At 61.4% G+C, this 14,202-nt stretch carries 13 protein-coding genes; 9 read left to right on the top strand and 4 right to left on the bottom strand.

All coding sequences use genetic code 11. The features are described 5' to 3' along the window. Nucleotides 1-12 precede the first annotated feature (12 nt). On the bottom strand, nucleotides 13-738 hold the full coding sequence (gene fhuF / locus HDC32_RS13790) for a siderophore-iron reductase FhuF (protein WP_145334998.1): 726 nt from the start codon (nucleotides 736-738) through the stop codon (nucleotides 13-15). 292 nt (nucleotides 739-1,030) lie between these two features. On the opposite strand from fhuF, the gene HDC32_RS13785 reads away from it, so the two are divergent. Both HDC32_RS13785 and HDC32_RS13780 read left to right on the top strand, forming a co-directional pair. Beyond that, nucleotides 1,031-1,246 carry an MbtH family NRPS accessory protein gene (locus HDC32_RS13785; protein ID WP_131697219.1) on the top strand — a complete coding sequence of 72 codons (216 nt, stop codon included), beginning with the start codon at nucleotides 1,031-1,033 and terminating at the stop codon, nucleotides 1,244-1,246. Nucleotides 1,247-1,426: 180 nt separating this feature from the next. Further along, nucleotides 1,427-2,842 carry a diaminobutyrate--2-oxoglutarate transaminase gene (locus HDC32_RS13780; RefSeq protein ID WP_184744435.1) on the top strand — a complete coding sequence of 472 codons (1,416 nt, stop codon included), beginning with the start codon at nucleotides 1,427-1,429 and terminating at the stop codon, nucleotides 2,840-2,842. Between the two features lie 302 nt (nucleotides 2,843-3,144). Here HDC32_RS13780 and HDC32_RS13775 read toward each other — a convergent pair whose 3' ends face one another. Further along, entirely contained in the window at nucleotides 3,145-3,642 is a 498-nt protein-coding gene (locus HDC32_RS13775; protein ID WP_131697217.1) for a DUF6231 family protein, read from the bottom strand. Nucleotides 3,643-3,833: 191 nt separating this feature from the next. On the opposite strand from HDC32_RS13775, the gene HDC32_RS13770 reads away from it, so the two are divergent. After that, nucleotides 3,834-4,529, top strand: coding sequence for an OmpA family protein (locus tag HDC32_RS13770; RefSeq protein WP_131697216.1), 696 nt, complete (start codon nucleotides 3,834-3,836; stop codon nucleotides 4,527-4,529). 156 nt (nucleotides 4,530-4,685) lie between these two features. After that, the gene (locus tag HDC32_RS13765) at nucleotides 4,686-5,444 is read left to right on the top strand and encodes a collagen-like protein (protein WP_131697215.1); all 759 of its coding nucleotides are present in this window, start codon (nucleotides 4,686-4,688) and stop codon (nucleotides 5,442-5,444) included. A gap of 37 nt (nucleotides 5,445-5,481) precedes the next feature. Here HDC32_RS13765 and HDC32_RS13760 read toward each other — a convergent pair whose 3' ends face one another. Next, nucleotides 5,482-5,946 (bottom strand): CopD family protein, encoded by a 465-nt coding sequence (locus HDC32_RS13760; RefSeq protein WP_131697214.1) that lies wholly within the window; start codon nucleotides 5,944-5,946, stop codon nucleotides 5,482-5,484. Between the two features lie 99 nt (nucleotides 5,947-6,045). Here HDC32_RS13760 and dinG point away from each other — a divergent pair, with 99 nt between their 5' ends. The 5 genes from dinG to pdxH all read left to right on the top strand — a co-directional run bounded on the left by dinG (nucleotide 6,046) and on the right by pdxH (nucleotide 13,796). Further along, nucleotides 6,046-8,190 (top strand): ATP-dependent DNA helicase DinG, encoded by a 2,145-nt coding sequence (gene dinG, locus HDC32_RS13755; protein ID WP_027604440.1) that lies wholly within the window; start codon nucleotides 6,046-6,048, stop codon nucleotides 8,188-8,190. A 98-nt stretch (nucleotides 8,191-8,288) separates the two neighbouring features. Beyond that, nucleotides 8,289-10,586 carry a beta-galactosidase gene (locus HDC32_RS13750; RefSeq protein ID WP_184744433.1) on the top strand — a complete coding sequence of 766 codons (2,298 nt, stop codon included), beginning with the start codon at nucleotides 8,289-8,291 and terminating at the stop codon, nucleotides 10,584-10,586. Between the two features lie 82 nt (nucleotides 10,587-10,668). Next, nucleotides 10,669-11,814: a serine hydrolase domain-containing protein gene (locus HDC32_RS13745; protein WP_184744431.1), complete on the top strand. Its 1,146-nt coding sequence runs from the start codon at nucleotides 10,669-10,671 to the stop codon at nucleotides 11,812-11,814. A 143-nt stretch (nucleotides 11,815-11,957) separates the two neighbouring features. Then, a complete protein-coding gene (locus HDC32_RS13740) occupies nucleotides 11,958-13,121 on the top strand; it encodes an OmpA family protein (RefSeq protein WP_184744429.1) in 1,164 nt (387 codons plus the stop codon). Between the two features lie 27 nt (nucleotides 13,122-13,148). After that, on the top strand, nucleotides 13,149-13,796 hold the full coding sequence (pdxH, locus tag HDC32_RS13735) for a pyridoxamine 5'-phosphate oxidase (RefSeq protein WP_145334988.1): 648 nt from the start codon (nucleotides 13,149-13,151) through the stop codon (nucleotides 13,794-13,796). Between the two features lie 36 nt (nucleotides 13,797-13,832). Here pdxH and HDC32_RS13730 read toward each other — a convergent pair whose 3' ends face one another. Further along, nucleotides 13,833-14,093 (bottom strand): hypothetical protein, encoded by a 261-nt coding sequence (locus HDC32_RS13730; RefSeq protein WP_184744427.1) that lies wholly within the window; start codon nucleotides 14,091-14,093, stop codon nucleotides 13,833-13,835. Nucleotides 14,094-14,202 lie beyond the last annotated feature (109 nt).

Genomic DNA, 14,202 nt, shown 5'->3' with positions numbered 1-14,202 from the left:
GCTTGGAGCGGTTTATTCGGGTGTTTTGTCGCGGTCGAGTGGGCAACTGCTGCAATAGCCTATGCCGGGCAGGCGGTAGCGAATGCAGCAGATACGGCGTAACCGCTGCGGTTCGTTAGCGCCGACGTCCTTGTAGTACACCGGGGCGAACAGCGGATTACGCCGGCCATCGGGGCGCAGGCGGCTTTCCAGCACGGTTCTGGCCGGGGCTGCGCAATCGAACGTTGCCAATCGATGCAGTTCGATTTGGGTAGTGGCGAATTCGAAGAGGTTGCCGGCGTTGCTCCAGAACAGTCGTGGCGAGGCTTTCGAGACGCTGGCCATTACCTCGATCACCGGTTTCAGATGCCGCTCGATCAAGGCGTCGAAGCGCGCGAAGGGCGCGCAGGGTGGCAGAACGCTGCCTTCATGGGGCAGGTGCAGGGCAAGCGGCTTTCCCGCGGCCGAGAGGATGACGCCGACATCGCTCAGGGCGATAGGCAACTCGCGCTGCAAGAGCAAGCTGGCCGCCACGGCGGGTGCTATGAAGCAGAAATACCATTTCGACCAGATAGAGGTCAGCGCCATGAAATCGTCGCTGCCATGGCGGGCTGCCAGTTCCCGAATGAACTCGGCGAAATAGTCCGGCTGAAACAATTGCGAGCCGGCAATTGCCTGCTGTTGATCACTGGCCAGTTGCAGGTTTTCCCCATAGTCCGCCAGCGGGCCGCTGAACAGCGGGGCGAGGCTGGCGATCATCCTCGCGGCCCAGTGTCACCGTCAGGCGGCATTGCGCAATGCTTGGTCAGGGAGGCTGCGGGTCGAGGCATAGTCAGGCGCTTGCTGTTGAGACTCGTTATCAACGGTGGCGATCAGTATAAACAAACCGGGGGCGTGCAGGCTAACCCTGTCTGTGACACCAGGGTGTGTAAGCGCATCACGCTAACGTCTAATGATAATTATTATTAACTGTATTATCCTACGGCCGCTCGCATGCAAAGCTCAAACTACCCTGCGAGCGCTCGCATCTTCAGTGGAAACGGAGTGGAACATGAGTCTGGACAGTCCTGAAACGCGATTTCTGGTTGTAGTCAACGATGAGGAGCAGTATTCGATCTGGCCGGATTACAAGGAGATACCGCAAGGCTGGCGCGCGGCCGGCAAGCAGGGCAGCAAGGAGGAGTGCCTGGCTTTTATCGAGTCGTTCTGGACTGACATGCGGCCTTTGAGCTTGCGTCAAGCCATGCAGCCCCAGGATCGCGGCTGAGGCCTTGTGCATCCAGCCCCTGGTTTTCCGTATTGCCGGGCGACAGCCCCCCGCTGCGTTGTCCGGTAGCCGATAGCAGCAACTTGGAATCGCCTGAGTTGGCTGGTCGTTCACTACATGACGCACGTTCCGGCAGCGTTGTCAGATAACGCGCTATCCGCGCAACACGAGGATGCACTCATGAATGCAATCCCCCCGATCACCAACACCACGCTCGAACTCCAGTACCGGCACAGCGGGCTAAGCCAGCGCTATTGCCTGGACAGCACGCCGGCATTGCAGCGGCAAATGCAGCGCGAGTCGAATGCGCGCAGCTACCCACGGCGCATACCGCTGGAGCTCAAGCGGGCGCAGGGGGTGTATGTCGAGGACTCGCGGGGGCAGGTGTACATCGATTGCCTGGCCGGTGCCGGTACCCTGGCTCTGGGGCACAATCACCCGGTGACCGTGGAGGCGATCCAGAAGACCCTGGCCTCGGGCATACCGCTGCATGCCCTCGATCTGAGTACGCCGATCAAGGATGCCTTCGTAGAGACGGTCTTCGATCTGCTGCCTGGCGACTTCGCCAGGGACGCGCGCATCCAGTTCTGTGGCCCCACGGGGGCGGACGCAGTGGAGGCGGCGCTCAAGCTGTCGCGCACGGCAACCGGGCGGCAGAGCATCCTGGCGTTCCATGGCGCCTATCACGGTATGACCCTCGGCACGCTGTCTGTGAGCGGCAACCTGGGGCCGAAGAATGCCTTGGGTGGCCTGCTGGCGGGGGTGCAATTCTTGCCGTATCCACATGACTACCGTTGCCCGTTCGGCCTGCGCGGCGAGCAGGCGATTGACGCCAGTCTGCATTACATCCGCCACCTGCTCGCCGACCCGGAAAGCGGCGTGACCCAGCCGGCGGCCATGATCCTGGAAACGGTGCAGGGCGAGGGCGGGGTGATTTGCGCCCCTGATCGCTGGCTGCAGGGGCTGCGGGCGATCACGCGTGAGCACGGTGTTCCCCTGATCCTCGACGAGATCCAATGCGGTATCGGGCGCACCGGCGATCTGTTTGCCTTTGAGCGCAGCGCCATCACCCCTGATGTGGTGACGCTGTCGAAGGCTATCGGCGGTGGTCTGCCGCTGTCGGTGGTGGTCTATCGGGGCGAGCTGGATCAATGGCAGCCCGGGGCCCATGCCGGCACTTTCCGAGGTAATCAACTGGCCATGGCCGCAGGCGATGCCACCTTGCGCTTCATTCAGCGCGAAGGCATCTGCAGCCATGTGCGCAACGTCGGAGCACGCTTGCAGACGCTGCTGCACGGGCTGCAGGCCGAGTTCGACTGGATCGGCGACGTGCGCGGCCGTGGTCTGATGCTGGGCATGGAGATCATCGATCCTGCCAGCCAGGATGCCCTTGGCCAGCCCGCTACCGATGGCGAGCGGGCGCGCAAGCTACAACGTGCTTGTCTGGAGCGTGGCCTGATCGTCGAGCTGGGCGGCCGGCACGGCGCAACCGTTCGCTTCCTGCCGCCGCTGATCATCAGCGAAGCGGAGGTCGATCTGGTTGGGCAGATTCTCTACCAGGCGGCGCAGAACGTGGAGATCGCCGCCGCGAGCTGATGCAGGTATGCCACAGGTTCCTGGCAGGGTGGTGGCCGCACCGGTATGGCAGGCTGGGCGGCAGTGAATCGGTAGCGAGCTGCGCCGCGGGCCAGTCACCCTTAGCAAGCCGTTGAAAAACGTAGGCGAGGCAGGTAAGACAATACCAATGGCAGCCCCGCAAAAACGGCCGAAAAAAAGGCTGCTTTAACAGATTCAGGGTCATTAGATCGCCCCGTAATCACCAGCTAAGACTGGGAATATGTAGGGCTATCATCTAATACGATGAGGATCTAACGCTTGCAAGGTGTCAGATCATCGGGTTACCACCAATACTTTCCAAAGTTTTCCGGGTTGGCCCAGAAACGGGCGTTGAGCCAGTCCGGCACCTGTTTATAGTCAAGCAGATCGTAGGTAAACAGCGTCAGGACCTGTTCATCGCGCTGGAAACGCTCACCGGCCTGCAGGGCCAGGGAGAAGAAGTCGGTTTCCTTCCATCCGCAGGCGCCCAGGTCCACTAGCACCGCAATGCGGCTGGCGTTGAGGTTGCGGATGCCGCCGAGCAAGGTCAGGCCCTGGGGTTTTGACAGGTGCTCCAGGCAATCGACCACCAGCGCCAGGTCAAAACGCAGTGCCGCCAATGCTTGCGGCAATGGCCCTGGATCGGCGCAAAACACCTGGGTATCCGGGTGTGCGTCTTTAAATGCATCCAGCGCCGGGAACTGGCTGGCGCCCAACAGCAACAGGCGTTTTGGCTGGTGCAGATCCAGCAGTGCAGCCAAGGCTTGCTGGGGCGTACGGGAAGAAATACCAGCGGTCATCAGAAATCCTCACATCAGGACCGTAGAGACTAGCGCGGCTGAGCGTGCGGGCCTAGAGCGGGCGGTTGCGAAAAGTCCTACGTGGGCTGCCATCCTCAATGAATCCGGGGGCGTGGCGTAGTGGCGCAGTTGAAAAGAGCGGTCTTTACTCCACTCATCGGCCCCCGCCGATCCCCTCAGGAGAAAGTCAGATGAGCATCATGCGGACAGCTCTACCTTTGGTTCTGCTAACCGGAGTATTGACAGGTTGCGCAGGCTTGCAAAAAACCGATTGGCCTACCTGTGCCGCTGTCGGCGGTGTGACCGGTGCAGCGATCGGCGCGACTGAAAGCTCAGCCTACGCAGGCTATGGCGCGTTGCTGGTCGGCGGCATGGCCGGCGCCTATTGCTGGGTGCACGGCGATGGCGACGAAGATGGCGATGGCGTGCCGGACAGCCGCGACAAGTGCCCGGGCACGCCGAAAGGCGTGCAGGTCGACGCCAATGGTTGCCCACCGGCGCCGCCAGCGGCGGTGGTTGAGGAGGTTGTCGTGGTCAAGGAAGAAACCATTGTGATCCGCGATGTGCACTTCCAGTTCGACTCCGCCAAGTTGACGGCAGCGGATAAAACCAAACTCGACACCATTGCCACGCGCCTGAAACAGGAAGCTCCGAGCGCTCAACTGCGGGTCAGTGGTCACACCGACAGCGTCGGTAAAGACGCCTACAACCAGAAACTCTCGGAAAAACGTGCGCATTCGGTCACCGATTACCTGGTCGGCGCCGGTGTGCCCCGCAGTGCCTTTGTGTCTGTAACCGGCGCGGGCGAAAGCCATCCGGTCGCCGACAACAAGACCGCTGAAGGCCGCGCCTTGAACCGCCGTACGGAAATCCAGATCAACCGCTGACAGCCCTTGCCCCTGTGGTATCCACAGGGGCATTGCCGGCGATCCTCGCTTAAATCGCAGCCCTCTCAAGTTTTTTGAACCTTCACTGGCAAATCGCCTGTAGAAGTCGTTACTGTGCATCCAAAGAAAAATTCGAAAACACTCAGGAGCCCCATGATGCGTAAGGTTTTTCTGTTGGCCCTGTTGGTCAGCCCCGTTGCCCTGGCCCAGAGCGTCAGTGTTGAAACCAACTCATTGATGCGCCTTCCCTCCAGCACCAGCGTGTTGCAACTGGAGCGCCTGGACGTGGCGGACTACGGAACTTTGCTGATTCCGGCCACCATCAGCCAGGTCACGGTGGATGAACTGCACCTGGGCCGCGATGCACGCATCGCAATGGTTCCTGGCAATACCGCGCTGCAACTGCAGGTGCGGCATGCGCAACTTGAGCATGGCAGCCAGATCACTTCGCGTGGTGCCCCCGGTACCCATGAAAAACCAGCCAAGGCCGGGCGTGACCTGACCTTGCGCATCAACTCGCTGACGGCTGAAGAACTGTCGGTGGATGCCCGTGGCGGCGCCGGTGCCCAAGGATATGCCGGGCTGGATGGCGCCAATGGCGTGGATCCTGGGTGCACCTGGGGTTCGGCTGGGCGTGGTGCCAATGGCGACAATGGCGGCGATGGCTTGCCGGGTGGGGCGGGTGCACAGGTCCGCGTGGAGTTACCGAAGGACTTCCCGGCTGAACACATCAAGGTCTGGGTGGATGGCGGTGCTGGCGGTTTGGCCGGTACGGCCGGCAAGCCGGGCAAAGGTGGGGAGTCCAAAGGCTGCCTGGTGTACCGCACCGAGGGAGGCGAGAAGGGCCGCCCAGGGTTGGAAGGGCAGCCGGGACCGGTGGGGCCTGCGGGTACAGTGACTATTCAGCGGCTCTAAAGAGCCGCAGCTGCAAGCTTCAGGCTTGCAGCTGTACTCAGAACATCGGCCGAGCCGAAGCAATCGCCACCACCACCAACCCCACGATCAAATTAATTCCCACCAGCTTGCGAATCTGCCCCAGTGCAGCCGCACCCGCCGGCCAAGCTTCGGCTGCCACCGCCGCGCGCAGCTGCGGGAACTTCAGCGCCTGGATGCGGATAAACAGCGCCGTCATTACCAGGTACAACCCCATCATCACCTGCACATAACGCGGTGCGGTTTCAAATCCGCTGAAGCGCAGTTGCAACAAGCCGACGCCGCTGATCGGCAAAACCAGCACCGCCACCCACACCCACACGAAAAAACGTTGAAACACATTTGCCCACAGCTTGAGCCGGGCAGGGCCTTCAAGTGCCGCCACGGCGGCGGGGCGCAGGATCATCCAGGCGAAAAACATACCGCCGACCCATATCAGGGCGGCCAATACATGCAGGGTGTAAGCGAGGCTAAACGCGGTCATTGTGGTACTCCGTTCTGCGCGGGATTAATTAGCGGGGTATGATAGCGGCCGATCCGAACCACTGAAAATTTATCCAGCGTTTTTTGCGCCCGACTATCCATGATCAGCACTGAACTCAAAACCACGATCCAGGGCGCCTATACGCGTTTTCTCGAAGCCAAGAGCTTGAAACCGCGCTACGGCCAACGCCTGATGATCGCCGAAGTGGCCAAGGTCCTCGGGGATATCGACACCGATGACGAAGGCCGCCGCGAAGGTGAGCCCGCCGTCGTCGCCGTCGAAGCCGGCACCGGTACCGGCAAGACCGTGGCCTACAGCCTGGCTGCGATCCCTACTGCCAAGGCCGCCGGCAAGCGCCTGGTGATCGCCACCGCCACCGTCGCCCTGCAAGAGCAAATCGTCTACAAAGACCTGCCCGACCTGATGCGCAACAGCGGCCTGAACTTTACCTTCGCCCTGGCCAAGGGCCGTGGCCGCTACATGTGCCTGTCCAAGCTCGACGTGCTGCTGCAGGAAGGCCATGCACAAACTGCCACGGCGTCGCTGTTCGAGGAAGAAGGCTTCAAGATCGAGGTGGATGAGGTCAGCCAGAAGCTGTTTACCAGCATGATCGAAAAGCTGGCGGGCAATAAATGGGACGGCGATCGCGACAGTTGGCCCACGGCCCTCGAAGATGCCGACTGGGCGCGCCTGACCACCGACCACAGCCAGTGCACCAACCGTCATTGCCCCAACTTCGGCCAGTGCGCCTTCTACAAGGCCCGCGAAGGCATGGGCAAGGTTGACGTGATCGTTACCAACCATGACATGGTGCTGGCTGACCTGGCCTTGGGCGGCGGCGCGGTACTGCCGGACCCGCGCGACACCCTCTATGTATTCGACGAAGGCCATCACCTGCCCGACAAGGCCATCGGCCACTTCGCCCACTACACGCGCCTGCGCTCCACCGCCGACTGGCTGGAAACCACCGCGAAGAATTTGACTAAATTGCTCGCCCAGCACCCACTGCCCGGCGATTTGGGCAAGCTGATCGAACAGGTGCCGGAGCTGGCGCGGGAGATCAAGACCCAGCAACAGTTCATGTTCAGCGCCTGCGAACAGGTGGCCGACTTCAAGCCCGGTGAGGATGTGGAAGGCCGTGAGCGCCCGCGCCACCGCTTTGTCGGCGGGATGATTCCTGAGCATATGCGCGAAATGGGCATCGAACTGAAGAAAGGCTTTTCGCGCCTCACCGACCTGTTCACCCGCCTGACCGACCTGCTCAAGGAAGGCATGGACGGTGAGGTCAACATCGGCATCGCCAGCAACCAGGCCGAGGAGTGGTACCCGCTGTTCGGCAGCCTGTTGTCCCGTTCCCAGGGCAACTGGGAGTTGTGGACGGCCTTTACCGTCGAAGACCCGGAAGACAACCCGCCCATGGCCCGCTGGCTGACCCTGTCGGAAAGCGGTGCGTTGTTTGATATCGAGGTCAACGCCAGCCCGATCCTCGCCGCCGAAATGCTACGGCGCAACCTATGGAACGTGGCGTATGGCTGCCTGGTGACCTCGGCCACGCTGACCGCCCTGGGCACCTTCGACCGCTTCCGCATGCGCGCGGGCTTGCCGAAAAAGGCCGTCACGGCGGTAGTGCCAAGCCCGTTCCATCATGCCGACGCCGGTGTGCTACGGGTGCCCGATCTCAAGGCCGACCCACGGGATGCACCGGCGCACACCGCGGCGATCATCCGCGACCTGCCCTCTTTGGTGGAAGGTTCGCGCGGCACCCTGGTGTTGTTCTCGTCGCGCAAACAGATGCAGGACGTGTTCGACGGCCTCGACCGCGACTGGCGCAAGCAGGTGTTTATCCAGGGCAACCTGTCCAAGCAGGAAACCCTGAACAAGCACAAGGCGCGGGTCGATGGCGGGGATTCCAGCGTGCTGTTCGGCCTGGCGAGTTTCGCCGAAGGAGTGGACTTGCCCGGTGCCTACTGCGAACACGTGGTGATCGCCAAGATCCCGTTCTCGGTGCCGGATGATCCGGTCGAGGCCGCATTGGCCGAATGGATCGAAGCGCGGGGCGGTAACCCGTTCATGGAGATCTCGGTGCCGGATGCTTCCTTGAAGCTGGTGCAGGCCTGCGGTCGCTTGCTGCGTACCGAGGAAGACCGGGGCACCATCACCTTGCTCGACCGCCGCCTGGTTACCCAGCGCTACGGCAAGGCGATCCTGAATGCATTGCCGCCGTTCCGGCGCGAAATTTCTTAAGCCATCGTGGGCGAATTCGCCCACTTCGTGGTCTATCTCACTGCTATGGATTTATGTCATCAGGCCATTCACCGGCCGTTTGGGAGAACCTTGTTCGTATGATTCGCACGCTGCCCGCCCTTTTTGCCCTGCTGTTCACTGCGCCCTTGATGGCCGCGCCCGCGGGGCAACAGACATTGTTCAACTTCGTCCGGCCTGCCGATGTGGTCAAGGTGGCGACCCAGGACGCCAGCCTGCCGCAATACAACGCCGAACAAACCCCGGAAGGCGAGGTGTTGCGTCGCATCACCTTCAATCCGGCCGCCGAGCCGAGCCTGGTGCTCAGCCCACAGACCGGTGCCTGGGACTGGTCGCAGTCCGGCGCCATGAGCCTGCGTATCCAGAGTGCCATGGACTGGGCGCTGACCCTCTACGTCAAGGTGCAGAGCAGCGATGGCAAGACCCTGGTCAGCCGCATCGACCTGCCGGCCGGACCGGCCCAGACCTTGCTGGTACCGCTGCAAGCCAATTCGCCGTTGAGCCAGGGCATGAAGGCCGGCCCGCCGATGCCGATCACCGTGGACGGCCAGCGTGTGTTGCTGGCCAGCAGCGCTGGCGAAATCGACCGCAGCCAAGTGGTCTCGGTGACCCTGTCGATGATCAAGCCCAACGCCGCGCAAAGCATTCTGCTGGAACGCTTTGGTGTGCAGGACAGCGAGCCGGTGCTGAAGGCGGCCTATAGCGAACTGGTAGATGCTTATGGCCAGTCCACCCGCGCGCGCTGGCCGGAAAAGGTCAGCAGCGACGAACAACTCAAGGCGGCCGCCGCAAAGGAGCAAACCCAACTGCAGGGCTGGCTGGCCGCGCGTGATAAATCCGCATTGGACAAGTTCGGCGGCTGGAACAAAGGGCCGGCGTTCAAGGCCAGTGGCTTTTTCCGTACCGAAAAGCGCGACGGTCGCTGGTACCTGGTGACCCCGGAAGGCCATCCGTTCTATTCCCTGGGCGTCAATACCGTGGCCCCGGACAACAGCCAGACCTACGTGGCCGGTCGTGAGTGGATGTTTGCGGCGCTGCCAAAGGCCGGCGAACCCTTCGACAAGTATTACGGCAGCGGCGATAACCGCACCGGCAATGGTGCGGGTGAAGGTCGTGGCTTTGGTGCCGGACGTTGGTACGATTTCTACGGCGCCAACCTGCAGCGCACTTATGGCGGCGAAGGGTTTGACCAGAAACGCTGGGTGACCCACACCCTTGATCGCCTGCAAGCCTGGGGTTTCAATACCGTCGGCAACTGGAGCGACGGCGCGTTGGCCAGTGCCGACCGTGTACCGTACACCTTGCCGTTGTCGATCGTCGGCGACTACGCCAGCATCAGCACCGGCACCGACTGGTGGGGCGGCATGCCCGATCCGTTCGATCCGCGTTTCGCCATGGCGACCGAGCGCGCGGTGGCTATCGCCGCCCGCGACCACCGCGACGATCCCTGGCTGATCGGCTTCTTTGCCGATAACGAACTGGCCTGGGCCGGCCCCGGCGATGATCCGAAATCCCGCTACGCCCTGGCCTACGGCACCTTGCGCATGACCACCGACGTGCCGGCCAAGCGCGCGTTCCTCAAGCAATTGCGTGACAAGTACCGCAACGAGCAAGGCCTGTCGAAAGCCTGGGGCATCGAGTTGGCGGGGTGGGAGTTGATGGAAGATCCAGGCTTCGAGCCGCCGATGCCCAACCCGGAACACCCGGAAATCGAAGCTGACTTCAAATACTTCCAGAAGACCTTTGCCGATGCCTACTTCAAGACCATCTCCGACTCGCTGAAATGGCACGCCCCCAACCAACTGCTGCTGGGCGGGCGTTATGCGGTGAGTACGCCGGAGGCCGTGGCGTCGTGTGCGCAGTATTGCGATGTGCTGAGCTTCAACATGTACACGCTCAAACCCCAGGATGGCTATGACTTTGCCGCGCTTCGTGCACTGGACAAACCGGTGTTGATCACTGAATTCAACTTCGGCTCTGCGGACCGTGGCCCGTTCTGGGGCGGCGTGACCCAGTTGGCCAGGGAAGAAGAGCGTAGCGCGGCATATGCCAACTTCCTCAAGCAAGCCATGGCCGAGCCGTCAATTGTCGGCGTGCATTGGTTCCAGTACCTGGATCAGCCAGTGACCGGCCGGTTGCTGGACGGTGAAAACGGCCACTTCGGCCTGGTGGGCATCACTGACGTACCGTTCCAGGGTTTTGTCGACAGTGTGCGCAGAAGCAACCTGGCGGCGGTGGATCAACTGGGTAAGGAAGCGGAAAAGGCCAAGGCCGCCAGCACGGTTCATGAAAGCGAAGGCAGCAATCCAGGGCGTGATGGCAAAGGCCCGGGGCAGGGCGCCGGACACGCCGGTGGGCATTCGGGAAATGGTCATTGATTCATCGTTGATGGGTTCACAAACTCCATAATGGCTGGAACAATGTCGGCCACTTTTTACGGTGTTTTCCGAGGGGGCTTAGGTGCAGGTTCAGGGTCATTACGAGCTCCGGTTCGAAGCGGTGCGTGAAGCGTTTGCCGCGTTATTCGATGACCCGCAGGAGCGTGGCGCCGGGCTCTGCATCCAGATCGGCGGCGAAACCGTCGTTGACCTGTGGGCCGGTACCGCCGACAAGGACGGTACCGAGGCCTGGCACAGCGACACCATCGTCAACCTGTTTTCCTGCACCAAGACCTTCACCGCCGTCACGGCCCTGCAACTGGTGGCCGAGGGCAAGTTGCAATTGGACGCGCCAGTGGCCAAGTACTGGCCTGAGTTTGCCGCCGCCGGCAAGGAAAGCATCACCCTGCGCCAGTTGCTCTGCCACCAGGCCGGGTTGCCGGCAATCCGCGAGATGCTGCCCGCCGAAGCCTTGTATGACTGGCAATTGATGGTCGATACCCTGGCCGCCGAAGCCCCGTGGTGGACGCCGGGCCAGGGTCATGGCTACGAGGCGATCACCTACGGTTGGCTGGTCGGCGAATTGCTGCGCCGCGCCGATGGGCGTGGGCCGGGTGAGTCCATTGTGGCGCGTGTGGCACGGCCGCTGGGGCTGGACTTTCACGTGGGCCTGGCCGACGAAGAGTTTTATCGTGTTGCACATATTGCGCGCAGCAAAGGCAATATGGGCGATGAAGCCGCGCAACGTTTACTGCAAGTAATGATGCGCGAGCCCACCGCCATGACGACGCGGGCATTTGCCAATCCTCCATCTATTCTCACCAGTACTAATAAACCTGAATGGCGACGCATGCAGCAGCCGGCGGCAAATGGTCACGGTAATGCGCGTAGCCTGGCCGGTTTTTATAGTGGTTTGTTGGACGGTAGTTTGTTGGAAGCCGACATGCTCGAAGAATTGACCCGTGAACACAGTATCGGGCCGGATAAAACATTATTGACACAAACCCGCTTCGGGCTGGGCTGCATGTTGGATCAACCACAGTTGCCCAATGCTACGTTTGGCCTTGGCGCCCGTGCGTTCGGGCATCCAGGCGCCGGTGGTTCGGTGGGTTTTGCCGACCCTGAGCATGATGTAGCGTTTGGTTTCGTGACTAATACATTGGGGCCTTATGTACTTATGGACCCACGGGCACAGAAGTTGGTCAGAATATTGGCCGGTTGTCTGTAAACCCCTTGCTGTTTCACATTTTTTTGTTACAAAGGCAACTATAAGAAGACGCTGAACGAAATGATGTAACTTTAATGTTCTGTAAGCGTCTGTTTAACGGGTCATCGAGACCCCCGTTTCTTTTCTCATTTTGTGGATATCTCATGTTATCGAACAAGTCCTTGGCACTGGCGCTTTGCCTCACTATTACCGGTTGCGCACAAACTCCACAAAATGATGCCGAGGGCGGGCATTGGTGGTCATTTGGGTCGGATAAGGCCACTACCAAGGACGCAGTGACCCAAACCGACGCCAAGCCGGATGCCAAACCCGCTGCAGGCGCCAAGCCTGCCGCACCTGTAGCCGCAGCTGCTGCGCCTGTTGCCGCCGCGCCAGCGCCGGCCGCCAAGGCTGACACCGGTTCGAGCTGGTGGCCGTTCTCCTCCAAGAGCGCTGACGAGAAGGCCGCTGATGCCAAGGCTGACCTGAAAGCCGACCTCAAGGCCGCGACCCCGGCTCCAGCCGCCGCGCCTGCCGTCGCCAAGACCGACAGCGAAACCCACTGGTGGTGGCCGTTCGAAAGCAAACCCAAGCCATTGGCCAAGGTCGACGTGACCAATGTGCCGATGCCTGACCCGAAAGTCACCCAGGCCTGGTTGGACGACTATGAGCCGCGCCTGCGCGCCGCCATCAAGGACAGCAACCTGCAACTGGAACGTCGCGACAACGTGCTCGTCGTGATTGCTCCGGTAGACGGCTCCTACAACCCGAAACGCCCAGCAATGCTGCTGCCGGTTACCCTGGGTCCGTTTACTCGCGTCGCCAAGGCGGTTGAATCCGATCCCAAAACCGCCGTGCTGGTCCTGGGACACGTGGATGCCACTGGTACCGCGCCTGCCAGCCAGGCGTTGACCAGGGAACGCGCGCAGTCCATTGCCTCGATCTTCAGCCTCAGTGGCTTGAAACAGGACCGCCTGATGCTGCGTGGCATGGGTGACCTGATGCCGCGTGCCGCCAACGACAGCACACAGGGCCGTGCCTTGAACCGTCGCATGGAAATCATGTTCACCCAGCGCACGACCATGCTGGCGCTGTTGAGCAAGTATCAGTCGGGCAAGACTCCGCCTGTAGCCGAAATGGTTGCGGTGCAGAACGTTCCAGCCCCGGCCCCGGCCGCCAAGGCCCCGGCTAAAAAGGCACCCGCCGCTAAAAAAGCGGCTGCCAAGCCAGCGGCTAAAAAAGCCCCGGCCAAGCCAGCTGCCAAGAAACCGGCCCCGGCCAAAGCCAAGGCGGCTACACCGGCTGCGAACGACCAGGCGAAAAACTGATCCGCTGAACCACGAGGATAAAGCCGCATGACTCAGGCACTGGCCGATATGCGCCGTGACTACACACGGGACGGTTTGAGCGAGGCCCAGGCCCCGAACGAGCCGTTTGCGTTGTTCCACCAGTGGTTTGCCGATGCGGTGAAAACCGAGCAGCCACCGGTGGAAGCCAATGCCATGACCCTGGCTACGGTCGACCAGGACGGTCGCCCGCACTGCCGCATCCTGCTGCTCAAGGGCCTGGATGCGCAGGGCTTTACCTTCTTCACCAACTATCAGAGTGCCAAGGGTGAACAGCTCGCGGCGCGGCCGTTTGCGGCCATGACGTTCTTCTGGCCGACCCTGGAACGCCAGGTGCGCATTGAAGGGCGGGTGGTCAAGGTCACGCCTGAGGAGTCCGACGCTTATTATCAGGTCCGCCCCCTGGGCAGTCGTTTAGGCGCCTGGGCCTCTCCGCAGAGCCAGGTCATTCGCGACCGTGAAGAACTCCAGGACCTGCTCAAGGCCACCGAACAGCGTTTCAGCGATACCCAGCCCGATTGCCCCGAGCATTGGGGAGGCTATCGCCTGTTGCCGGAGCGTATCGAGTTCTGGCAAGGCCGCGCCAGCCGCCTGCATGATCGCCTGAACTACCGCCTGCAAGGGACCGAATGGTCCCGCGAGCGCCTGGCGCCCTGAGCGGCACCTTTCGTCATCCCACTGGAATGATGTCGATCACACCGAAGTCTCTGTTGAAGAGGCTTCGGCTGTGTAGTGCTGTGCGGCGTTCTTCAGCCACTGCGGCAAGTCGCCTCGCTTGATCTTAGACGCCCGAGCCTGCTCCAGTTGTTGCAACATATAGGCGCGCTTGTGCAGGTCTTCGCCCGCCAGGGAGAGTGCCAGGTCGCGGTCTATCCAGCGTTTGATACGCAGGTACAACCAGCCATGGAAGTACAGGCCGGCGACGGTAATGACTACAATGATGAAATAGTCCATGAAGTTCCTGGTTACGATGAGAGTGGTACCGTTGGTCGGTATCTCTGGTATGAGGTCTCTGTACTGAGGCTGAATGAAAGCAATTTTCTGCCTGGCTTGCCGTGACAGG

This window comes from Pseudomonas sp. JAI120, from assembly GCF_014207255.1.
Lineage (GTDB): Bacteria > Pseudomonadota > Gammaproteobacteria > Pseudomonadales > Pseudomonadaceae > Aquipseudomonas.
This window is presented reverse-complemented; position numbering and strand designations above follow the sequence as displayed.